Genomic DNA, 23,202 nt, shown 5'->3' with positions numbered 1-23,202 from the left:
TTCCGACTCTATCAGACTCTTTCGTGTCCGATTCCCGGCCGAAGCGGGTTCCTGCTCAATCGCTTTCCAGTTCTTCGCTTTCGCGTTTCCCTTTCCGGCGGTTCCAACTTTACCAGACTCTTTTCCGTTCCGTTTCCGGTCCGAATTTGATTCCGGTGGCCTGTGGAGTGGCCTTTGCCTTTCGGCGCATCCGACTTTATCAGAGATTCTGAGTCGGATTTCCCGCCTCCTCGAAGGGCTCCCGGCGCACATGTGCTCGAGGGGCTTCCCGTTCAGGCGGAATGGCAAACGTACTGGAGCGGGGCGCCCCGATGCAAATCGGGGCGCCCCGCTCCTGGTTGGCGGCCTGCCGGCGGTCTGCCTGCGACCGCCGGCGGCCGTCCGGGTCAGACCTCGACGACGACCGGAAGGATCATCGGACGCCGACGGTAGGTGTCCGACACCCACTTGCCCACCGTGCGCCGGACCAGCTGCTGGAGCTGGTGGGGCTCCATCACGCCGTCCTGCGCCGACTTGTTGAGGGCTTCCTCGACCTTGGGCACCACCGCGGTGAACGCGCTGTCGTCGATGCCGGAGCCGCGGGCCTGGATGTGAGGGCCGCCGACGATCTTGCCGGACGAGCTGTCGACCACGATGAAGACCGAAATGATCCCCTCGTCTCCGAGGATCCGGCGGTCCTTGAGGGAGGTCTCCGTGACATCGCCGACCGAGAGGCCGTCGACGTACACGTAGCCGGCCTGGACCTTGCCGACGATCTTCGCCTTGCCGTCGACGAGGTCGACGACGACGCCGTCCTCGGCGATGACGATGTGGTCCTTCGGCACGCCGGTCAGCGCACCCAGCTCGGCGTTGGCCCTGAGGTGGCGCCATTCGCCGTGCACCGGCATCAGGTTCTTCGGCTTGCAGATGTTGTAGAAGTACAGCAGCTCGCCGGCCGAGGCGTGGCCCGAGACGTGGACCTTGGCGTTGCCCTTGTGGACGACGTTCGCGCCCCAGCGGGTCAGGCCGTTGATCACGCGGTAGACCGCGTTCTCGTTGCCCGGGATCAGTGACGACGCCAGGATCACCGTGTCGCCCGGAACGATCCGGATCTGGTGGTCACGGTTGGCCATGCGGGAGAGGGCCGCCATCGGCTCGCCCTGGGAGCCCGTGCAGACCAGCACGACCTCGTCGTCGGGCAGGTCGTCGAGGGTCTTGACGTCGACGACCAGACCGGCGGGCACCTTCAGATAGCCCAGATCGCGGGCGATCCCCATGTTGCGGACCATGGAGCGTCCGACGAAGGCGACCCTGCGGCCGTACTCGTGGGCGGCGTCCAGGATCTGCTGGATGCGGTGGACGTGGCTGGCGAAGCTGGCCACGATGATGCGCTTCTGCGCGTTGGCGAAGACCGTACGCAGGACGTTGGAGATGTCCCGCTCCGGCGGGACGAAACCGGGGACCTCCGCGTTCGTCGAGTCGGAGAGAAGAAGGTCGATGCCTTCCTCGCTCAGCCTGGCGAAGGCGTGCAGGTCGGTGAGACGGCCGTCCAGCGGCAGCTGGTCCATCTTGAAGTCACCGGTCGCGACGGCCATGCCCGCGGGGGTGCGGATGGCGACGGCGAGAGCGTCCGGGATGGAGTGGTTGACCGCGATGAACTCGCAGTCGAACACGCCGATGCGCTCGCGCTGCCCCTCGGTCACCTCGAGGGTGTAGGGGCGGATCCGGTGCTCCTGGAGCTTGGCCTCGATGAGCGCGAGGGTCAGCTTGGAGCCGATGAGCGGGATGTCCGGCTTCAGGCGGAGCAGGTAGGGGACACCGCCGATGTGGTCCTCGTGGCCGTGCGTGAGGACGATGCCCTCGACGTCGTCCAGGCGGTCCCGGATGGTGGTGAAGTCCGGAAGGATCAGGTCGATGCCGGGCTGCTCCTCCTCCGGGAAGAGCACACCGCAGTCGACGATGAGCAGGCGGCCGCCGTACTCGAAGACCGTCATGTTGCGGCCGATCTCGCCCAGGCCGCCCAGCGGGGTGACCCGGAGGCCGCCCTTGGGGAGCTTCGGCGGGGTACCGAGTTCAGGATGCGGATGACTCAAAAGACTCTCCTTACCACGCGCGCCACGTACCGCTGAGGGCACGTGGCGCGCATGTCATTCGTGCACTTGCTGTTGTCAGGTGGTGTTTCCGCCGCGAGTGTCCTCGCGTATTCAGTTGTGAAGTCCGTGGTTAGAGCTGTACCCCACCGGCAGCCAGATCGATCTTGAGCTGGGCCGTCTCCTGGGCGGTGAGTTCCACCAGAGGGAGGCGCAGCGGGCCGGCGGGCAGGCCCTGCAGGGTGAGCGCGGCCTTGGTGGTGATCACGCCCTGGGTGCGGAACATCCCGGTGAAGACCGGGAGCAGCTTCTGGTGGATCTCCGTGGCCTTCTGCACGTCACCGCCGAGGTGGGCCTCGATGAGCGCGCGCAGCTCCGGGGTGACCACATGGCCGACGACGGAGACGAAGCCGACCGCGCCGACCGAGAGCAGCGGGAGGTTGAGCATGTCGTCGCCGGAGTACCAGGCGAGGCCGGACTGGGCGATGGCCCAGCTGGAACGGCCCAGATCTCCCTTGGCGTCCTTGTTGGCGACGATCCTGGGGTGTTCGGCGAGGCGTACGAGCGTCTCTGTGTCGATCGGCACACCGCTGCGGCCCGGGATGTCGTACAGCATGACCGGGAGCTCGGTGGAGTCCGCGATGGCGCCGAAGTGGCGGAGGAGGCCCTCCTGCGGCGGCTTGTTGTAGTACGGCGTGACCGCGAGGAGGCCGTGGGCACCGCTGCGCTCGGCGGTGCGGGCCAGCTCGATGCTGTGCCGCGTGTCGTTGGTGCCGACGCCGGCGACGACGTGGGCCCGGTCTCCTACAGCTTCCAGCACAGCCCGTACGAGCTGGTCTTTCTCCGCGTCGCTGGTGGTCGGGGACTCGCCCGTGGTGCCGTTGACGACCAGGCCGTCGTTGCCTGCGTCCACCAGATGGGCGGCGAGCCGCTGGGCGCCGTCGAGGTCGAGTGCGCCGTCCGCCGTGAACGGCGTGACCATAGCGGTGAGGACCCTCCCGAAGGGGGTCTGCGGAGTGGAGATCGGAGCCATGGGTAACACGCTACTCGTTGCTCGGAGCGCCGCGCTCCCTCGGGGGACGAGGAAGAGGAGCCCGGCACTGCCTGCTCGGGGGTTCAAGCAGTGCCGGGTCCGTTTGATCAGCCTAGATGAACTTCACGAAACGCCGCAATACGGACACCGCCTACGGGGCTACCCGTCCGTTTTTGTTGAAGGCGGCATGAGTGAGCGGCATCAGGTTCTGCCAGTGCTGTTCCATCTGCTCGCCGACCATTTCGATCTCGCGCTGCGGGAAGGACGGCACCTTCGCCAGTTCGTGCTGTGTGCGCAGGCCGAGGAAGTGCATCAGCGAGCGGGCGTTGCAGGTGGCGTACATCGTGGAGAACAGTCCGACGGGGAGCACCGCCCGGGCGACCTCGCGGGCGACCCCGGCGGCGAGCATCTCCTGGTAGGCGTCGTACGCCTGGCGGTACGAGGCCTCCATGGCGCGGCTGGTGAGCTCGTGCTGCTCCGGGGTTCCCTCGACGAATTCGTACTTGCCGGGGCGGCCCTGCTGGATGAGCTTGCGGGACTCGCCCGGGACGTAGAAGACCGGCTCGAGCTCCCTGTAACGGCCCGATTCCTCGTTGTACGACCAGCCGACGCGGTGCCGCATGAACTCACGGAACACGAAGATCGGGGCGCTGATGAAGAAGGTCATCGAGTTGTGCTCGAACGGGCTGCCGTGCCGGTCCCGCATCAGGTAATTGATGAGCCCCTTGGAGCGCTCGGGGTCCTTGGCGACCTCTTCCAGGGACTGCTCCCCTGCCGTCGACACGCGGGCTGCGAACAGCACATCGGAGTCGCCGGCAGCTGATTTCACCAGGTCAACGGTGACATCGCTGCGGAAGTGGGCCTTCGTGGGCTCGGGGGTGTCGGTCACCGGCGGGGGTCCTTCCAATGGCGTCGCTCGGGCGGCGTCCACTCTACGGGCCCCGGGGACGGCCTCCGTCAGCGGGAAATTTTGGATGTGTTCGGCGATTCGGGGCACCGATGAGGCCTCTCGTACGTCTGACTCATTAGCAGCACCCGTCACAGAGTTCAAGGAGAGCTTCCTCATGTTCCGCCGGCGTGAATCCGTCCCGTTCTCGTTCGTTGCCGAGGCCGACCGGTTCCGCAGTAATGTCACTCCTCCTCCCCGCCGGCGCGCCACGCGCTCCCAGCTGGCCGCTCATTCCCTCGTAGGGCTGACCCTGATCGCCGGCTTCGCCGGTTCGCTGCTCTTCGGCCTGCCCGCTCTCGACACCGACCGGACGCCGTCGCACAGCCAGACGTCCGAGGCCGCGCAGCACCGCTGACCCGTACGGGCCCCCTGGGGTGGTCGGCCGGGGGGCTGCTCGGTAGCCTCACCAGGCACAGCAATCGAGCGTGCTTGTGAGTGAGGATCAGTCGTGCCCCTGCCCTTCCTAACGGCCGACCGCGTATTCGACGCGGAAGCGGAGGACATCGCGCTGCCGTTCGACGACCACGACAGGTGGCGGCGGCCCTACCGCCCCGGCCCGTGGCGGGTCGCGGCGGCAGCCACCCTGCTGCTGCTGGCGTCCTTCGTCCTGCTGGCCGCGATGATCATCACGTTCGCCGGATCGCTCTCCGGCGCCGGCGTGTGTTTCGTGCTCGCCGCCGTGGTGATCGCGTGTGCGCTGCGGCTGCTCCGGGTCGGTGCCTGGGTGAGCCGGCACGGCGTACGCCGGGTGGGCTTCTTCCTCACGACCACTGTCCGGTGGGCCGACGCCGCGGCCGTGCGCACGGTGCAGCAGCCGGTCAAGTGGCTCGGTCTCCCGCGCACCGTCCAGGGGCAGGCCCTGATCGTGGTGCGTAGGGGCGGCGAGCCGCTGGCGCCGCTGGTCACCGACCACAACGCGGACTTCCTGGCCCGCGCCGAGGCGTTCGAGCGTGCCACGGACTCCATCGAGGCCTGGGGCGACGAATACCGCACTCCCTGACCCGAAGGCCCCTCACGGGGCCGCCAGGACACCTCACACAAGCCGGTACGGCGCCCGTCAGGCGCGTACCGGCTTGTTCATGTGCAGGGCGATGGCGCGCTGCATCGCCTTGCGGGCGCGTGGGGTGTCCCTCGCGTCCTGGTAGGCCACCGCCAGCCGGAACCAGCAGCGCCAGTCGTCCGGGCTGTCCTCGGTCTCCTCCCGGCGCCGCGCGAAGACGGCGTCGGCGGAGTCGCGGTCGATACGCCCGGAGGGGGTGCGCACCAGCTCGTCGACGGGGAGGCCGCCCTCCGCGTCCAGTTCGGCGGCCAGGGCGTTGGCCCTGCGTACGAACTGGGTGTTCTTCCAGAGGAACCAGATGCCGATCACCGGCAGGATCAGCACCGCCACGCCGAAGGTGACAGTGAGCAGCGTGCCGTGCTCGATGAGCAGGACGCCGCGGCTGCCGGCCAGGACGAAGTAGAAGACCAGTACGACGGCGGTGACGGCGTAGGTGAGCTTTGCGCGCATGGGTGGGGCCCAGTCAGTTCAGGTCGAGGAAGTGTTCCAGGCCGAAGGTGAGGCCGGGAGTGGTCACCACGCGGCGGGTGCCGAGCAGGATGCCCGGCATGAAGCTGCTGTGGTGCAGCGAGTCATGGCGCAGGGTGAGGGTCTCGCCCTCACCGCCCAGCAGGACCTCCTGGTGGGCGAGGAGGCCGCGGAGCCGGACCGAGTGGACCGGGACCCCGTCGACGTCCGCACCGCGCGCTCCGTCCAGCGCCGTGGCGGTGGCGTCGGGCTGCAGCGCCGCCCCGGCCTTCTCGCGGGCCGCCGCGATGAGCTGGGCGGTGCGGGTGGCCGTGCCGGAGGGCGCGTCCGCCTTGTTCGGGTGGTGCAGCTCGATGACCTCGACGGATTCGAAGTAGCGGGCGGCCTGCTCCGCGAACTTCATCGTGAGGACCGCGCCGATGGAGAAGTTCGGCGCGATGAGCACACCGGTCTCCGGGGAGGCGGAGAGCCAGGTGTTCAGCTGCGCGAGCCGTTCGTCGGTCCAGCCCGTGGTGCCGACGACCGCGTGGATCCCGTGCCGGACGCAGAAGTCGAGGTTGTCCATCACCGACGCGGGTGTGGTCAGCTCGACGACCGCCTGGGCGCCGCTGTCCGTGAGGGCCTCCAGCGAGTCGCCGCGGCCGAGCGCGGCCACCAGCTCCATGTCGTCGGCGGCCTCCACGGCTCGTACAGCCTCGGAACCGATGCGTCCCTTGGCGCCGAGAACGGCCACGCGCAGCTTGCTCATGTGCTCTTTTTCCTTAAGGGGATTAGGAGACGGCTTCCTGGAGGCGGTCCGCCTGCTTGTCCTTCAGAGGGCCGATGACCGAGAGCGAGGGCCGCTGTCCGAGGACGTCGGCCGCGACGGCCCGGACCTCGTCGGGGGTGACCGCCGCGATCTTCGCCAGCATGTCATCCACGGACATCTGTTCGCCCCAGCAGAGCTCGCTCTTGCCGATGCGGTTCATGAGCGCGCCCGTGTCCTCCAGGCCGAGGACGGTGGAACCGGCGAGCTGTCCGACGGCGCGGCTGATCTCCTCGTCACCGAGGCCGTGCGTGGCCGCGCGGTCGAGCTCGTCCCGGCAGATCTTGAGGACGTCGTGCACCTGGCTGGGGCGGCAGCCCGCGTACACACCGAAGAGCCCGCAGTCGGCGAAGCCCGAGGTGTACGAGTACACGCTGTAGGCCAGGCCGCGCTTCTCCCGTACCTCCTGGAACAGGCGGGAGCTCATGCCGCCGCCGAGCGCGGTGTTCAGGACGCCGAGCGCCCAGCGGCGCTCGTCGGTCCTGGCCAGGCCGGGCATGCCGAGGACGACGTGGGCCTGCTCGGTCTTGCGGTTCAGCAGTTCGACGCGGCCGGTGGCGCGCAGCGTGCGGGAGCCTTCGCGGGGCGCCGTGGGGACGGCGTCGGTGCGGCCCAGGGCGCCGGCGCGCTCGAACGCCTTGCGGACCTGTCGTACGACCGTGGCGTGGTCGACGTTGCCGGCGGCGGCGACGACGAGGTGCGTGGGGTCGTAGTGCTTCTTGTAGAAGCGGGCGATCTGGCCGCGGTTCAGGGCGTTGATCGTGTCCACGGTGCCGAGTACGGGGCGGCCCAGCGGGGTGTCGCCGAGCATCGTGTGCGCGAACAGGTCGTGCACGCAGTCGCCCGGGTCGTCCTCCGTCATCGCGATCTCCTCGAGGATGACGCCGCGCTCGGCGTCGACGTCCTCGGGGGCGATCAGGGAGCCGGTCAGCATGTCGCAGACGACATCGATGGCCAGCGGCAGATCCGTGTCCAGGACCCGCGCGTAGTAGCAGGTGTACTCCTTCGCCGTGAAGGCGTTCATCTCGCCGCCGACCGCGTCGATCGCGGACGAGATGTCGAGGGCACTGCGCTTGGCCGTGCCCTTGAAAAGGAGGTGTTCGAGGTAGTGCGTCGCGCCGTTCAGGGTGGGCGTCTCGTCGCGTGAACCGACGTTGGCCCAGATCCCGAAGGTGGCGGAGCGTACGGAGGGCAGCGTCTCGGTGACGACCCGGAGACCGCCCGGGAGGACCGTGCGGCGGACGGTGCCGATGCCGTTGCTGCCCTTGAGAAGCGTTTGGGTACGGGCGACGGCCCGCCCCTCCGAGGAGGGGCGGGCCGTCGTCACGGAACTACGGGACGTCACTTGTCGGTGTCGTCCTTCTTCTCGTCCTCTTCGCCCTCGATCACGGGGATGAGGGAGAGCTTGCCGCGGGAGTCGATCTCCGCGATCTCGACCTGGACCTTGGCGCCGACGCCGAGCACGTCCTCGACGTTCTCCACGCGCTTGCCACCGGCGAGCTTGCGGATCTGCGAGATGTGCAGCAGACCGTCCTTGCCGGGCATCAGGGAGACGAAGGCACCGAAGGTGGTGGTCTTGACGACCGTACCCAGGTAGCGCTCGCCGACCTCCGGCATGGTCGGGTTGGCGATGGCGTTGATCGTGGCGCGGGCGGCCTCGGCCTGGGAGCCCTGCTGGGCACCGATGTAGATGGTGCCGTCGTCCTCGATCGTGATGTCGGCGCCGGTGTCCTCCTGGATCTGGTTGATCATCTTGCCCTTGGGGCCGATGACCTCACCGATCTTGTCCACCGGGATCTTGACGGTGATGATCCGCGGGGCGTTCGGGGACATCTCGTCCGGGACGTCGATGGCCTCGTTCATGACGTCCAGGATGTGCAGACGCGCGTCACGGGCCTGCTTCAGCGCGGCGGCCAGGACCGAGGCGGGGATGCCGTCGAGCTTGGTGTCGAGCTGGAGCGCGGTCACGAACTGCTTCGTGCCGGCGACCTTGAAGTCCATGTCGCCGAAGGCGTCCTCCGCACCGAGGATGTCGGTGAGGGCGACGTAGTGGGTCTTGCCGTCGATCTCCTGCGAGATCAGGCCCATGGCGATACCGGCGACTGCGGCCTTGAGGGGCACACCGGCGTTCAGCAGCGACATGGTGGAGGCGCAGACCGAGCCCATGGACGTCGAGCCGTTGGAGCCCAGCGCCTCGGAGACCTGGCGGATCGCGTAGGGGAACTCCTCGCGCGACGGCAGCACCGGCACGATGGCGCGCTCGGCGAGCGCGCCGTGGCCGATCTCGCGGCGCTTGGGCGAGCCCACGCGGCCGGTCTCACCGACGGAGTACGGCGGGAAGTTGTAGTTGTGCATGTAGCGCTTGCGGGTCACCGGGGAGAGGGTGTCCAGCTGCTGCTCCATGCGGAGCATGTTGAGGGTGGTGACGCCCAGGATCTGGGTCTCGCCACGCTCGAACAGCGCCGAGCCATGCACGCGCGGAATGGCCTCGACCTCGGCGGCGAGCGTACGGATGTCCGTGACGCCGCGGCCGTCGATGCGGACCTTGTCCTTGATGACGCGCTCGCGGACCAGCTTCTTGGTCAGCGCGCGGTAGGCACCGGAGATCTCCTTCTCGCGGCCCTCGAAGGCCGGGAGGAGCTTCTCGCCCGCGATCTCCTTGATGCGGTCGAGCTCCGCCTCGCGCTCCTGCTTGCCGGCGATGGTGAGCGCCTTGGCGAGCTCGGTGCTGACGGCCTTGGAGAGCGCCTCCAGGACGTCGTCCTGGTAGTCGAGGAAGACCGGGAACTCGCCGGTGGGCTTGGCGGCCTTGGCGGCGAGGTCGGACTGGGCCTTGCAGAGCGCCTTGATGAAGGGCTTCGAGGCTTCCAGACCGGCGGCGACGACCTCTTCGGTCGGGGCCTCGGCGCCGTCCTTGACGAGCTGGATGGTCTTCTCGGTGGCCTCGGCCTCGACCATCATGATCGCGACGTCGCCGTCCTCCAGGACGCGACCGGCGACGACCATGTCGAAGACGGCGTCCTCGAGCTCGGTGTGCGTCGGGAAGGCGACCCACTGGCCCTTGATCAGGGCGACGCGGGTGGCGCCGATCGGGCCGGAGAAGGGCAGGCCCGCCAGGATCGTGGACGCGGAGGCGGCGTTGATCGCGACCACGTCGTACAGGTGGTCGGGGTTGAGCGCCATGATCGTCTCGACGATCTGGATCTCGTTGCGCAGGCCCTTCTTGAAGGAGGGGCGCAGCGGGCGGTCGATCAGGCGGCAGGTGAGGATCGCGTCCTCGGAGGGCCGGCCCTCGCGGCGGAAGAAGGAGCCGGGGATCTTGCCGGCCGCGTACTGCCGCTCCTCGACGTCCACCGTGAGGGGGAAGAAGTCGAGGTTGTCCTTGGGCCGCTTGGAAGCGGTGGTGGCCGACAGCACCATGGTGTCGTCGTCCAGGTACGCGACGGCGGAGCCTGCGGCCTGCTTGGCCAGGCGGCCCGTCTCGAAGCGGATGGTGCGGGTGCCGAAGGTTCCGTTGTCGATAACGGCCTCGGCGTAGTGGGTCTCGTTCTCCACTAGTGATTTCTCCATACTCGTCGTCTTTCGTCCTGCCGCCCGTGTGGCGGAGGACGGTGCGGAGAAGCGCACCGTGTGTGCGGGGCCGGTCTTCGATCGAAGCTCCCGGGCGTTGTCCCGGGGGCCACTACCGAGGACCGGCGGCGGCCGTGGGGCGCCTCTCCTCGTCTGGTGTTGTACGTCCAGGTTACTGAGCCGGGGCCCGGTACCGCACGTACGGCAAAGGGAGCGGTCCCCTGGAAGTGGGTACCGCTCCCTTCAACAGCGTCTTTACTTGGCGCCGCCGGCCGCGCCACGGCGGATGCCGAGGCGGTCGACGAGCGCACGGAAGCGCTGGATGTCCTTCTTGGCAAGGTACTGCAGGAGGCGGCGACGCTGGCCGACCAGGATCAGCAGACCACGACGGGAGTGGTGGTCGTGCTTGTGCGTCTTGAGGTGCTCCGTCAGGTCCGAGATCCGGCGGGAGAGCATGGCGACCTGGACCTCGGGGGATCCGGTGTCACCCTCCTTCTGGGCGAACTCGGACATGATCTGCTTCTTCGTAGCGGCGTCGAGCGGCACGCGTACTCCTCTTGATGTTCGATGCGCCCACGAGTGCCCCTGGTCTTGATCTCAGGGGAGCTTCCATGACTCGGAGGCGAAGGTCCGATGAGCGCAGCCCCCAGGATGATCCGGGGACGCGTACACAAACGGCCACTGGTCAGAGTACCAGTCCTCCGGGACACCCCGGACGGGTGTCAGCTGGTGAGCGCCCGGATCGAGTGGTAGACGTCGAAAACGGCGAGGCACAGCGGCAGCAGCGTGAGGAGTACGCAGGCTTCGGCGACCTCCAGGAAGCGCCCCCAGAACGGGGTGACGCCCTTGCGCGGCACGATCAGTCCTATGGCGGTGATCAGCGCGGCCACGCCCGCGACCGCGGCGGTGAGCCAGATCGTACGGATGTCGAGTCCCGCGCTGTCGCCCTTGAGCGCGTTCTGGAACAGCTCGACCGGCGGGTTGAGCGACAGCCCGAGGCCGAGGAGCACGAGCGCGGAGAGACCCGCCCCCAGGGCGCAGCCGACCTGGGCCGTGTAGCGGAAGAGGTGGGCGCGCATCAGCATCGCGACCCCGGTGGCGAGCGCCAGCAGCTGGCCCCAGACGCTGTCGGAGAAGCCGAGCACCGCGGCTGCGCCCACGGCGACCAGCGCGCATCCGCCGACCAGGCCGAGGAGCAGTTCGTGGCCGCGCCGGGCCTGGGCGGCGATGCGGTCGGCGTCGACGGGGCCCTGCGGGGCCGGGTCGGACGTCCCGTAGTCGCCGACGGTGGTGCGGGGAGGCTCGAAGCCGATCGGGAGGCGGGCGAAGCGGGTGGAGAGCCCGGGCAGGAAGCCGAGGAGCCCCACGGAGAGGGGGGCGCAGACGGCCGCGGTCTCGGACGGCGCCATGCCGGTCATGATCGCGATGAAGGTCACCAGTACGCCGATGGCGGAGGCGAACACGAACGCGACGAAGGTTCCGTCGCCCTCGGGGGCGGCGATCATGAGGATCACCGACACCACCAGCACGGCGGCACAGGCGAGCAGGAACTGGAGCCTGCCGATGCCCTGGCCCTGGCTGAGCGAGAGGAGCCCGGCGCCGGCGACCGCGGCGTTGGTGAGCGCGCCGATCCCCAGCGCGATGGACGACCCACGGTCCGCGTAGACGCGCGCGCGTACGCACGCCAGCGCGAGGAGGAGCAGGGCGGTGACGGCGGCCAGGATGCCCGGCAGGCCGTGCATGTCGTGCCGTACGTCGGAGGTCCACAGCACGAAGCCGAGCAGGACCAGCAGGACGGACCCGCCGAAGAGGCCGGCCGAGCGCATGAGGGTGTCACCCCAGAGGGTGCGGTCCCGGGCGACCGCTGTGGCGACGGCGTCGGAGACGTCGTCGAAGACCGCGGGGGGCAGCGACTCCGAGAAGGGGCGCAGGGACAGCAGCTCGCCGTCCAGGACGCGCAGGCCGGCCAGCGTGCGCCCGCTGTCGAGCACGGTGCCGTCACGGCGCACCAGGTGATAGCCGACCGGGGCGCCCTGGGCGGGGCTCTGCCCCGACAGCCGGAGGATCTCCGGATAGAGGTCGGCGACGGGGATGTCCTCGGGCAGCGCCACGTCGACGCGACTGTCGGGCGCGACGACCGTGACCCGGCAGAAGCCGGTTCCGTTGCCGGCCGGAACTCCGGGACCCGGCCGACCGGATCCGGTAGCCGCCGTTTGGGCCGTCATAGTCACCTGCTGCTCCCCCTCATGCTTCTCCTGGGTTCCCTCTGGAACGCACCCCTGGGCCATGGGCTCCAGCCGCGTCCCGAATGACCCATTTTTTTGCGGTAGTTAGCGGATGCGTACACGCGTCGCGACACCCTACCGCCCTCGGGTGGCCGGGTACGCCAGTAGGATCCTCCCGCGGACGGAACCCGTCGCCACGGGGGCGCCGATAGGAACAGTTCCGTCCGGCAAGGGAATTGGTGAGCTGTGAGCCAGATTGTCGTCAAGCGCCCACCGCGGGCCCTCCCCTCCGAAGTTCCGGGCGAGCAGGTGCAGTTGCAACCTCCGCCCGAGTTGCCCCGTGGGCAGCAGGAGGGGGTGATGATGCAGCTGCTGCCGATGCTCGGCATGGGTGGTTCCGTCGTGTTCTTCTTCATGACGCCGAACCCGATCATGCGGATCATGGGCATGATCATGATCGCGTCGACGGTCGCGATGGCCATTGCGATGATCATCCGTTTCCGGCGCGGCACCCAGGGTCAGCTCGCGGACATGCGGCGCGACTATCTGAAGTACCTGACGCAGACCAGGCGCGCTGTGCTGAGGACCGCCCGGCAGCAGCGCGACGCGCAGTTCTACCTCCACCCGTCCCCGGAGCAGCTGTGGGCGCTCGTCGCCGAGGGCAGCCGGGTGTGGGAGCGCCGTGTCGGGGACGCGGACTTCGCCCACGTGCGCATCGGCCTGGGCAGCCAGGAACTCGCCACCCCGCTCGTCGCACCGGACACCGCGCCGGTCGATGAGCTGGAGCCGCTGACCGCCGGGGCGATGCAGCAGTTCCTGACGACCCACAGCACGCTGGACGGGCTGCCGATGGCGGTCTCGCTCCGCGCCTTCTACCACCTGACGATCAGCGGTGAGGCGGAGTCCGCGCGCGCGACGGCCCGCGCGATGGTCGGGGCGCTCGCCTCGCTGCACTCCCCCGAGGACCTGATCATCGCCGTCGCGACCGGCCGCGACGCCGCTCCGCGCTGGGAATGGACGAAGTGGCTCCCCCACGTCCAGGTGCAGGGCTCCATCGACGGTGCCGGCAGCCGCCGCCTGATCACCACGAGCGTCGCGGAGCTGGAGGAGATGCTCGCGGGCCGTCTCGACGGCCGGCCCCGCTTCCAGCCGGGTGGCCAGCCGATCCTGGACCAGCCGCACGTCGTCGTGGTGCTCGACGGCGAGTCCGTACCGGCGACGTCGGCGCTCGCGTCGACGGAGGGCCTCCAGGGCGTGACGGTCGTCGAGATCGTCACGGGCCAGGTCACCGGAGCGCGCGGCGGCCTCTCCATCGTGGTCGGCCCCCACTCACTGCAGCTGGAGTCGGGACACGGCCTGGTGTACGACGGCCTCCCCGACCTGCTGAGCCACGAGGCCGCGGAGGCGCTGGCGCGGCAGCTGGCCCCCCTCCACGTGGCGTCGGGCGGGGACGACGACGAACCGCTGCTCGCCAACCTGGAGTTCACCGATCTGCTGAATCTCGGAGACGCCGCCTCGGTCGACGTCAGCCGGACCTGGCGGGCCCGCTCGCAGGCGGAGCGGCTCCGGGTGCCGATCGGGGTGGGCGAGGACGGCGGCCCCGTGATGCTGGACCTCAAGGAGGCGGCGCAGGAGGGCATGGGCCCGCACGGCCTGTGTGTCGGCGCCACCGGTTCCGGAAAGTCCGAGCTGCTCCGTACGCTCGTCCTCGGGCTCGCCGTCACCCACACCTCGGAGACGCTGAACTTCGTCCTCGCGGACTTCAAGGGCGGCGCCACCTTCGCCGGCATGGCGCAGATGCCCCACGTCGCAGCGGTGATCACCAACCTCGCGGACGACCTGACGCTGGTGGACCGCATGGGCGACTCCATCAGCGGTGAGCTCAACCGCCGCCAGGAGATGCTGCGCGACGCGGGCAACTACGCCAACATCCACGACTACGAGAAGGCGCGGGCCGCGGGTGCGCCGCTGCAGCCCATCCCGTCGCTCGTCCTGGTCATCGACGAGTTCAGCGAGCTGCTCACGGCCAAGCCGGACTTCATCGAGATGTTCGTGCAGATCGGGCGCATCGGCCGTTCCCTGGGCGTCCATCTGCTGCTGGCCTCGCAGCGCCTCGAGGAGGGGCGGCTGCGCGGCCTGGAGACCTATCTGTCGTACCGGATCGGTCTGCGTACGTTCTCCGCGGGTGAGTCCCGCGCCGCGCTGGGCGTGCCCGACGCCTACCACCTGCCCAACGTCCCTGGTTCGGGCTATCTGAAGTACGGCACGGACGAGATGGTGCGCTTCAAGGCCGCGTACGTCTCTGGGGTGTACCGCTCGGGTGCCCAGCCGGCCGCGGCCTCCGGTCCTCTGCCGGTGGACCGCAGGCCGGTGGTGTTCACCGCGGCTCCGGTGCCGGTGCGTTACGTACAGCCGACGGCGCAGGCCGGCGTACCTGACGCCCGCACGTCCGAGGACGACGCCCTGGCCGACACGGTGCTCGACGTGATCGTGCGCCGGCTGGAGGGCCGGGGGGCGTCCGCGCACCAGGTGTGGCTGCCTCCGCTGGACAACCCGCCGTCGCTGGACGAGCTCCTGCCGGGGCTCTCCGCGGTGGAGGGGCGCGGGCTGACCCAGCCCGGGTTCGAGGGCTCGGGACGGCTCGTCGTACCGCTGGGTGTGGTCGACAAGCCGTACGAGCAGCGCCGCGACACGCTCTACCGGGACTTCTCCGGCGCGGCGGGCCACATGCAGATCACCGGTGGCCCGCAGTCCGGCAAGTCCACGCTGCTGCGCACGCTCATCGCGGGCTTCGCCCTCACCCACACGCCCCAGGAGGTCCAGTTCTACGGACTCGACTTCGGTGGCGGCGGCATGGCCTCGGTCTCCGGTCTCCCCCATGTCGGCGGGGTCGCGTCCCGGCTCGACCCCGAGCGGGTGCGCCGTACGGTCGCCGAGGTGTACGGGATCATGGCCCGCCGCGAGGAGTACTTCCGCAGCGCGGGCATCGACTCCATCGCCACTTTCCGCAGGATGCGGGCGCGCGGCGACATCTCGGCGACGGACCAGCCGTGGGGTGACGTCTTCCTGCTGATCGACGGCTGGGGCAACTTCCGGACGGACTACGAGGGGCTGGAATCCGCGGCCATCGACATCGCGCAGCGCGGTCTCGGCTACGGCATCCACCTGATCGTCACGGCGTCGCGCTCCATGGAGGTCCGGGCCAACCTCAAGGACCACCTGATGAACCGGCTCGAACTGCGGCTCGGTGACGTCATGGACTCCGAGCTGGACCGCAAGGCCGCGGTCAACGTGCCCGCCGGCGTGCCCGGTCGCGGCCTCACCCCGGAGAAGCTGCACTTCATGGCCGCGGTACCGCGGATCGACGGCATCAACTCCGACAGCGACCTGTCCGAGGCCACGGCCGCCATGAACCAGGAGGTCGCCCGGCACTGGACCGCGGCGCCCGCCCCGGCCGTCCGGCTGCTGCCCCGCGAACTCCCCGTCCGCGAACTGCCCGCGGGCTACGCGCGGCCGGAGCGGGGCATCGCGTTCGGCATCGACGAGAACAACCTCGAGCCGGTCTTCCTCGACTTCGAGCGGGACCCGTTCTTCCTGGTGTTCGGCGAGAGCGAGTCCGGCAAGTCCAACCTGCTGCGCCTGCTCATCAAGCAGCTGACCGAGAGGTACGAGGGGAACGCCGCCAAGTTCTTCGTCATCGACAACCGGCGAGCGCTCCTGGACGTCACCCCGGCCACGCACCTGGCGGAGTACGTCCCCATGTCCAACAACATGGAGCACCACGCGGACGCCCTGTACGACCTGATGAAGCGCCGTACGCCCTCGCCCGAGGTCACGGCGCAGGAGCTGCGTGACCGCAGCTGGTGGAGCGGCCCCGACGTGTACGTGGTCGTCGACGACTACGACCTGGTCTCGACGTCCAGCGGCAACCCGCTGGCGAAGCTCACGGAGATGCTGCCGTTCTCCCGCGACGTCGGCGTGCGCTTCATCATCGCCCGCAGCACGGCGGGGGCGGGCCGCGCACTGTACGAGCCGTTCCTGCAGCGCATCCTGGAACTGGGCGCGCAGGGCGTCATGCTTTCGGGCGACCCCATCGAGGGCGACATCCTCGGCAACGTACGACCGCGCCCGATGCCCCCGGGGCGCGGGGTGTTCGTCACCCGGCGCCGCGGGAATCCGCTGGTGCAGTCGGGACTCATGGACGGGGAACGGTAGGACGTACGGCGATACCGGGGCGGGCGGTGACGGCAGGCGGATACGCGCAGCTGTCACTGCCCGCCTCGGCGTGTGGGGTGGCGCCGGCGCGCCAGATGTTCGAATCGTTCAGCGTTCCAGTACGCACCGACTGACGGGGGTTCCGCATGGCCTGGGCCGAGTGGGAGCAATTGAAGGAAGACGCGGCCGACAAGGGCGGCACGGAGATGCGCCTCAACAAGGCCGAGCCTGGTGGCGGTGGCGGCAGGAAGGGAGACCTCGCCGTCAACCAGACCGACCTGTCGGGCGTCCGTAACGAGGCCTCCAAGCTGAATACGCGCTTGTGGAAAGAGGCCCGCGTAGCAGTCCCGACCAGCGAATCAGCGGCGGGCGATCTCACCACGCAGGGTTTCGAACTCGGTGGCGCGCTCCGGCACGTGGCGAGCAAGTGGGACGTCCAGCTCAAGTCCCTTCTGGATGCGTGTGGTCACATCGCGAACCACATGGACTTCACCAAGTACGTTCACGACGGAGACGACCAGCACGTCCGGAGCAGGGTCAGCAGTATCACCGCGCTCGACGAGGCCTTCGACGACGACAACGCGCCCAAGGGTGAGAAGAACAAGGCGGACAACTGATGGATTTCGAATCCTTGCGCTTCGCCAAGTTCGGGCAACTGGACGCAGCCGTCACCGACTGGTCGACGATGGTGAGCAACCTCGCCGTCCTGAAGGACGACGCCCGGGACGGTCTCAAGGCAGCGGCCGACAAGGCCGACTGGTCGGGCGACAACGCGAACGTCACCAAAGGGTTCGTCGACAAGACGGTGCGGGAGTTCGATGACGCCCACAAGCAGGCGAAGTCCCTGTGGAACATCGTCAAGGACACGCGCGACGAGTTGAAGGCCTACCAGAGGCAGCTCAACGAAGCCGTGGAACGCGGGACGGCGAAGAACCTCAGGGTCGCCGCCACCAGCGGAGGGGGCTTCGTGGTCACCGCGGGCTCCCTCTATGTCGCCCCGACCATGGGCCCTACCGCTCCCGGCTCCAGCGAGAGCCAGCATGATGTCAACGCACTGCGCGGCGAGCTCCAGAAGATCCTCGACAAGGCGACCGAGAGCGACCACACAGGCTCTGTCGCCCTCCGCGCTCTTGCGGACCAAGCCGAGCTCGGATTCACCGGTGCCGAGTACAAGGACCGGGACTCCGCGGACAAGGCGATCAAGCAGGCCGACGAGCTGGCGGCCATCGCGAAGAAGAACCCGGACGACCTCACCGCCAAGGAATTCGACAAGCTGAACACCGGGCTCAAGAAGATGTCGAGCGACGAGCTGTTCAGCGCCCGCTTCGCGGAGCAACTGGAAGCGCAGGGGACGTTGGACTTCTGGGCGGAGCTGAACACCCCGAGTTCTACCGACCTGCAGAGGGCCCGGGGCGACCAGTTCGACGAATTGCAGAAGAACCTGAGTCTCACCCTCGCCACTGCCAGTCATAGTGATTCGTCCGGGATGACGAAGTGGAAGCACGAGATGGTAGAGCTCGGCAGCCAGCCCATCTCGAAGAATTCAGGCACCGTCGGCTTCCAAGTGATGAGCAATCTCATGCGTTGGGGGAACTACGACAACAGTTTCCTCAACGAGTACGGGAACGAGTTGATCAAAACCGAGAAGGAACGCACCGACAACGGCAGGCACGGCACCTGGAACACCCCGGCCCCCATGGACCCGACGCTCAACCGCACCGGATCTGATTCCGGCATGGACCCGATGACCGGATTCATGAAGGCGCTGTCGAGCAGCCCTGATGCTGCGACCGAGTTCTTCAGCGACACCTTCCTGACGAAGGACGAGGATCACGAGTTCAAGGAAGACACCGACGGCAACAACAAGAGGGAGATGAGGGAACTCACCAACTTCGACTACCTCTTCGGTGAGCGGGATTGGCCGGAGGACCAGACCGACAAGGGCGACGACAGCATCGCAGGGCGCAACAACATGGCCCTGGCTATCGAGGCAGCAACAACCGGGCACCCGGCTGGCGAGATGCCCACGGAAGACACTCCGGCTCACAACGCGCAACAGGCAGCGCTGACGAAGAGCCTGATCGAAGCAATCTCGGAGAAGCCCGCGCTCTTGAGTGGCCACAGTTACATGTCCGACAGCATCGGACAGATTGCTGCTGAATACATGCCGGACATCCATCGGTCATTGAATGCGAATCAAGAAGGCGAGGAGAACCTCTTCCCCATCGCAGGATCCGCAGTGGCAGTAGACGAACCCGACACCGCGCGTTTCCTGTATTTGCTGGGACAGAATCCTGAAGGTTACGCAGCAGTGAGCGTCGGTCAACATAGCTACACAACCCACCTGATGGAATACCATTTCCGCAACCCCGACGCATTCATTACCGATCCCGGTTTTTCGCAGAATGATAATCTGAAGCAGACAATTACTTTGACCGCAGAAGTGGCAGGGGAGATCCAGGGAACCATCGGAGCAGGTCGCTCGTATGAGGCGGAACTCGAGGGAGGGGCCAAGGACGCTGACTACAACAAGGCAATCGAGACGACGAGCACCTGGGTCGGAAGTACCGTTGGAATCGGCATCGGAATAGGAACAGCTCCCATGCTCGGCCCCGGCGGAGCCGTAGCAGGAGGAGTGGCCGGTACTGCAGCAGACGAAATCATCGGCGCACTGACAGAGGGCGCCCTGAAAGATAGCTCCGGAGAAGTAATCTACCGCAACGGTCAAGAAATGGGCGCCACAAAGGTGTCGACTTACGAGCTTGTCGAGACGGCGGCCAAGACAGCCGGCGAGCGGTCCGGAAACCCGTCACCGAACATTGTGGCCTCTGTGGCATCCGCCGCAGAAAAGGGGTTCAACAGCGCCAGCGCCAACACCCATTCATACATTGACGGCGAGGGAATGCCAACGAAACTCGAGGAGAAGAAGTAAGCCATGAAAAAGAGCAATGTTGGAATTCTCGCAACAAGCCTAGCCGCAGCCACGGCTTTGGCGGCTGGCGCTGCCTACCTGCTTCAGATCCCTCCGTTCGAAGGCGTCGGGACGATCGAGGCCGGGAAAGTTTGCGAAAACCTCGGGCCCTCGAACAAGGTCGTTCCTGCCCTCAAGGAAATTGCACCACCAGATCCAAAATACTCGTTCGTGGAACAGCGAAACCAAGGGTCCGTGGACTTCTTTTTTTCCAGCTGCAGCGGCAGGACGGAAGAATCAGAGTTTCTGGTCACCAGAACCGAGGTCACCATGCTGGGAAACAGCTCCTTCCAGTCCTGGAGCAGTGGGCCGGCCAGCAAGATGGTAGAGACGGAGAACCCGAGGAACTTCGACCGTTTCAACACCGACGCGAACACGTGGGGCGTGGTGTCAAAGAGCAAGGCCGCCATAGTCACTCCTTGCTTCAGCCACGGCCATCAGGGCCTGACCACCATTGTTTTGCTGCGGAGTTCGGCAGAGCCGGAGAGAACTGCAGACAGATATCGCCAAGAGTTGATCGATCTTGCCACCAGCACAGCTGAATTCGCACACGAAGACGCTGGTTGCACCCTCCCTTTCAAGGTTTGACTGAATTCCAGCCACGAAATCGAGGCCAGACACTCGGGCTACACCGTCAACGAGAGACCCAGGTAGCACCGAAGGCAGGGCACAGCGACGTACCGGCGCAGGGCCTACGGTTGTAGGCATATTCGAATGAGGCAGACGTTGAGTACTTTGAACGTGGTTGTTTTTGTGCTGGCTGCCGGGCTCATCGCCATGGGCTGCGTCAAGGCGGAGAGGGTCCGCAGGTGGCGTGAGTCGTTCAACCCGTCGGCGCCCGAACTCCCCGATTCCGCCTTCGTAGTGGCTCGCGTCGTCCTCTTCGGGATGGCGGGAATCGGCATCTTTTCGGCGTTCCAGTTCATGGCCGTGGTCGCCGATGGGGAGTGGAGCGATGACGAGCTGTCCAGCGCGGTCAGCCAGGCCACGGCGGAACTGGACGGCACTTCGCGCTTCGGTGACATATTCGGTGATGACAGCGGCTTCGACGAGGAGTTCGCGACGATGATCGAGGAGGAGATCGTCGAGAACGGTGGCGGTGGCGCCCCGCAGGATGGGGTGGGGGCCAGCGGTGCAGCCTCGAACAAACCCTCCGACGCCGACTACACGGTCCAGGCCGCAGGTGCGGACGTGGCCTTCTGCGTGCACGTCGTGCGCACGCCCTCGAAGGACGGGGACTACGAGCCTCCCGGCATAGCGGGCGGAGCCGGCTCGGTGACGGTCCCGAACTACGACTTTGCCGTGACGAGTCGGGAGGGTGAGTGCTGAGGGCCTCCGCTTCGTAGCGGCGCTCCCCGCCGAGGCAACCCTCCGCGGAGCGCTCCGCCCGGCACGAACCACTGCGGCGGGCCGGGCGTGCTCAGCCTTCTGGAGGATCCCGGTGGCGGAATCCGCTGCTCCGCCGCTGAATCGGTGAATCCTGAACTGGCAAGAGGCACTTTCGGGCCAACTGTGCACGGAGACCGATCAACTGCAAACGATGCGTGTTCAACCACTTTCGCACCTCGCGTGGGCGCCGGAGACGGTGCCTGGGGCCTGGACCCCGGCTGAAAACGACAGCCGTCCACGAGCCAACCAGGCTTGAAACGGCTGTACCCGTTCCCCGTACACCTTGCTAACTTCCGGGTCTCAGAGGCATTGAAAAGCACATGCGAAAGGGCGGTACATGACCTCCCCAGCACCAGCGCCGAAGATCCCCCAGCTGTGGGTTCCGCTCCCCTCGGGGATCCATCCAAGTTGGCGTGAGATCGACGAACGCTCGGCCGCCTGGCTCGATCGGTTCGGCCTCTACTCCGACCGGGCGCAGCGCGAACGGCTGACCCGTATCTCCGTGGGAGAGATAACCAGCCGCGGCGCCCCTTCCGGCCGCGTCGCTGCGTTGCAGTGGACCTCGGACTTCCTGATGTGGCTCTTCGCCTTCGACGACGAGTACTGCGACGAGGGACCCGTCGCGGCTTCCCCGGATGCCACTCTGCTCATGATCACCAAGCTTCAGCGCATCGTCGACGTCCCCTGGACGGCGCCCACCGACGACAACTACAGCGCGGCGTTACGCGAATTGCGCCTGCGGCTCGACAGCTTGACCACCCCGGTGCAGACAGCCCGCTGGGCTGCCAGTTTTCGCGCCTACCTCCAGGGCCAGATCTGGATGGCCGCCAACAGCGCCGCAGGGCGGATCCCCACGCTCTCCGACCACCTGGCGGTCCGGCTCGACTCCTCCGGGGTCAAGATCTTCTCGACCCTCAGCGAGATCATCCACGGGTACGACCTCCCGGCGGCCGACTACGAGCGCCCCGACATCCGCGGGTTCGTCGAGGTCTTCGCCTCGATCATCGGCTGGTCCAACGACCTGGTCTCGTACCACAAGGAGCGCCAACGCAGCCAGGACGGATACGGAAACATCGTCGACCTGATCGCGTACGAGCGGAAGTGCACCCTCGACGAAGCGGTGAGTGAGACCGCCATGATGCACACCCGTGCCATGGCCCTCTACCTCCGTCTCCGCGACCAGATTCTGCGTGACGCCGGTCCCGAGCTCCGTCGATGGATCACGGACTGCGACTCCTGGATCCGTGCCGACTACGACTGGTCCCTCACCACCCACCGCTACGTCAACCCGGAGAACCCGGCCGACCTGCCGGCCGGCAGCGCCGCTTCCCCCTTCCAGGAGAGGGAAGCGGACCAACCGCTGCCGATCGCCAGCATCGCCTGGTGGTGGACTCTCCTGAAGGACTAGGTCTATTGACCCGCAGCGTTGTTGACGCGGCTGATCGGGGGCTGGCCTCCGAGTGCGGTGTGGCAGCGGTGGTGGTTGTAGGTGTGGAGGAAGTCTGCCAGGGCCGTGGTTCGCTCGTCGTTTGAGGTGTAAGGCCACTAATAGACCCATTCGTCGGCCAGAGTGCGGTTGAAGCGTTCGACCTTGCCATTGGTCTGGGGCCGGTAGGGGAGGGTCATTTTGCCTGTGGCGCCGAGGTCAGCGAGGACGTTCTTCCAGGCCAGGCCCTTGCGGTAGGCCCAGGCGTTGTCGGTGAGGACCCGTTCGATGCGGTCGATGCCCTGGTTGCGGAAGTAGGCGGCTGCGCGCTTGAGTAAGCCTGCGCAGGTCCCGACTTTCTCGTCGTCGTGGTCTCGCTGTAGGCGAGGCGGGAGTGGTCGTCGACGGCGGAGTGACGTAGTCGAGGCCCATGTTGCTGCGGGTGGCCCGGCCGGCCTGGCGGCCCAGGGCTCTGTGGCCGCCGCCGTCCGGGATTCGGCCGAGCTTCTTCACGTCGACGTGGATGAGTTCGCCGGGGCGCAGCTGGTGGCGGGTCAGGATCCGGTGCACGGTCGAGGCGGGCAGGCTCACGATCGGACCGGTCCGGGCGGGGCCGAGCTTGCGGCTTCGTCGCAGGTCGCAGACGCGGTCTTCCACCGCGGCCGCAGTCCGGTGCGGCGCCAGACCCGCGTCCCCCTCGGTCCGCCACCGGCGGACCCATTTGTGGGCCGTAGCCCGGGAGATGCCCATCTCGGCGGCTACGTGAGCGACCGGGCGGCCAGCGCAGACCCGCTCGACCAGTATCTGCCTACCGAAAACGGTCAGCCGGGCATTACGGTGGGACACGAAGACCTCCGTGCGGTGAGTTCCTAGACAGCGCCCACCACACCGGAGGTCTTCGTCATGTTCCAGGCGATTCATCATGGTCTACCAGGCGGCGAGCGCTGACGACGCCCGACGACCACCCGATAAAGACGGTCGGGGAAAGTCGGGTGAACGGGACTGTAGTCAGCGCACGATGT

The 23,202-nt window shown here is 67.5% G+C and carries 17 protein-coding genes and 1 pseudogene; 8 read left to right on the top strand and 10 right to left on the bottom strand.

Annotated features, from left to right (window positions below; genetic code table 11):
* Window positions 1–386: 386 nt before the first annotated feature.
* The 3 genes from ACIP63_RS14440 to thyX form a co-directional block, all read right to left on the bottom strand.
* Window positions 387–2,072, bottom strand: a complete 1,686-nt coding sequence (locus ACIP63_RS14440) for a ribonuclease J (protein WP_104789525.1) — start codon at window positions 2,070–2,072, stop codon at window positions 387–389.
* A 130-nt stretch (window positions 2,073–2,202) separates the two neighbouring features.
* A complete protein-coding gene (dapA, locus tag ACIP63_RS14435; RefSeq protein ID WP_401514983.1) occupies window positions 2,203–3,102 on the bottom strand; it encodes a 4-hydroxy-tetrahydrodipicolinate synthase in 900 nt (299 codons plus the stop codon).
* Window positions 3,103–3,253: 151 nt separating this feature from the next.
* Window positions 3,254–3,991, bottom strand: a complete 738-nt coding sequence (gene thyX, locus ACIP63_RS14430; RefSeq protein WP_401514981.1) for an FAD-dependent thymidylate synthase — start codon at window positions 3,989–3,991, stop codon at window positions 3,254–3,256.
* Window positions 3,992–4,166: 175 nt separating this feature from the next.
* Here thyX and ACIP63_RS14425 point away from each other — a divergent pair, with 175 nt between their 5' ends.
* Both ACIP63_RS14425 and ACIP63_RS14420 read left to right on the top strand, forming a co-directional pair.
* Window positions 4,167–4,406 carry a hypothetical protein gene (locus tag ACIP63_RS14425; protein WP_104789522.1) on the top strand — a complete coding sequence of 80 codons (240 nt, stop codon included), beginning with the start codon at window positions 4,167–4,169 and terminating at the stop codon, window positions 4,404–4,406.
* A gap of 93 nt (window positions 4,407–4,499) precedes the next feature.
* Window positions 4,500–5,051 (top strand): hypothetical protein, encoded by a 552-nt coding sequence (locus tag ACIP63_RS14420; protein WP_401514977.1) that lies wholly within the window; start codon window positions 4,500–4,502, stop codon window positions 5,049–5,051.
* Between the two features lie 57 nt (window positions 5,052–5,108).
* On the opposite strand, the gene ACIP63_RS14415 is transcribed toward ACIP63_RS14420, so the two are convergent.
* The 6 genes from ACIP63_RS14415 to eccD form a co-directional block, all read right to left on the bottom strand.
* Window positions 5,109–5,561: a hypothetical protein gene (locus ACIP63_RS14415; RefSeq protein ID WP_401514974.1), complete on the bottom strand. Its 453-nt coding sequence runs from the start codon at window positions 5,559–5,561 to the stop codon at window positions 5,109–5,111.
* Window positions 5,562–5,574: 13 nt separating this feature from the next.
* Entirely contained in the window at window positions 5,575–6,327 is a 753-nt protein-coding gene (dapB, locus tag ACIP63_RS14410; RefSeq protein WP_401514973.1) for a 4-hydroxy-tetrahydrodipicolinate reductase, read from the bottom strand.
* Between the two features lie 22 nt (window positions 6,328–6,349).
* Window positions 6,350–7,729, bottom strand: coding sequence for a M16 family metallopeptidase (locus tag ACIP63_RS14405; protein WP_401514971.1), 1,380 nt, complete (start codon window positions 7,727–7,729; stop codon window positions 6,350–6,352).
* Window positions 7,726–9,939 (bottom strand): polyribonucleotide nucleotidyltransferase, encoded by a 2,214-nt coding sequence (locus ACIP63_RS14400; RefSeq protein ID WP_401515147.1) that lies wholly within the window; start codon window positions 9,937–9,939, stop codon window positions 7,726–7,728. The genes ACIP63_RS14405 and ACIP63_RS14400 overlap by 4 nt, the downstream gene beginning before the upstream one ends.
* A 270-nt stretch (window positions 9,940–10,209) precedes the next feature.
* Window positions 10,210–10,500 (bottom strand): 30S ribosomal protein S15, encoded by a 291-nt coding sequence (gene rpsO / locus ACIP63_RS14395; protein ID WP_003965855.1) that lies wholly within the window; start codon window positions 10,498–10,500, stop codon window positions 10,210–10,212.
* A gap of 176 nt (window positions 10,501–10,676) precedes the next feature.
* Window positions 10,677–12,179: a type VII secretion integral membrane protein EccD gene (gene eccD, locus ACIP63_RS14390; protein WP_401514968.1), complete on the bottom strand. Its 1,503-nt coding sequence runs from the start codon at window positions 12,177–12,179 to the stop codon at window positions 10,677–10,679.
* Between the two features lie 246 nt (window positions 12,180–12,425).
* Here eccD and eccCa point away from each other — a divergent pair, with 246 nt between their 5' ends.
* The 6 genes from eccCa to ACIP63_RS14360 all read left to right on the top strand — a co-directional run bounded on the left by eccCa (window position 12,426) and on the right by ACIP63_RS14360 (window position 22,162).
* Window positions 12,426–16,394 (top strand): type VII secretion protein EccCa, encoded by a 3,969-nt coding sequence (eccCa, locus tag ACIP63_RS14385; RefSeq protein ID WP_401514965.1) that lies wholly within the window; start codon window positions 12,426–12,428, stop codon window positions 16,392–16,394.
* 146 nt (window positions 16,395–16,540) lie between these two features.
* The gene (locus ACIP63_RS14380; RefSeq protein WP_401514963.1) at window positions 16,541–17,011 is read left to right on the top strand and encodes a hypothetical protein; all 471 of its coding nucleotides are present in this window, start codon (window positions 16,541–16,543) and stop codon (window positions 17,009–17,011) included.
* On the top strand, window positions 17,011–19,326 hold the full coding sequence (locus tag ACIP63_RS14375) for a hypothetical protein (protein ID WP_401514960.1): 2,316 nt from the start codon (window positions 17,011–17,013) through the stop codon (window positions 19,324–19,326). Before ACIP63_RS14380 ends, ACIP63_RS14375 begins: the two co-directional genes overlap by 1 nt.
* A gap of 3 nt (window positions 19,327–19,329) precedes the next feature.
* Complete coding sequence (locus ACIP63_RS14370) at window positions 19,330–19,953, top strand: hypothetical protein (RefSeq protein ID WP_401514958.1); 624 nt, start codon at window positions 19,330–19,332, stop codon at window positions 19,951–19,953.
* A 126-nt stretch (window positions 19,954–20,079) separates the two neighbouring features.
* Entirely contained in the window at window positions 20,080–20,694 is a 615-nt protein-coding gene (locus tag ACIP63_RS14365; RefSeq protein WP_401514955.1) for a hypothetical protein, read from the top strand.
* A gap of 397 nt (window positions 20,695–21,091) precedes the next feature.
* Window positions 21,092–22,162: a (+)-(1(10)E,4E,6S,7R)-germacradien-6-ol synthase gene (locus ACIP63_RS14360; RefSeq protein WP_401514952.1), complete on the top strand. Its 1,071-nt coding sequence runs from the start codon at window positions 21,092–21,094 to the stop codon at window positions 22,160–22,162.
* Between the two features lie 2 nt (window positions 22,163–22,164).
* Here ACIP63_RS14360 and ACIP63_RS14355 read toward each other — a convergent pair.
* Window positions 22,165–23,026, bottom strand: a pseudogene (locus ACIP63_RS14355) (integrase core domain-containing protein).
* Window positions 23,027–23,202 lie beyond the last annotated feature (176 nt).

The organism is Streptomyces sp. NPDC088746 (assembly GCF_044751065.1).
GTDB lineage: Bacteria > Actinomycetota > Actinomycetes > Streptomycetales > Streptomycetaceae > Streptomyces.
This window is presented reverse-complemented; position numbering and strand designations above follow the sequence as displayed.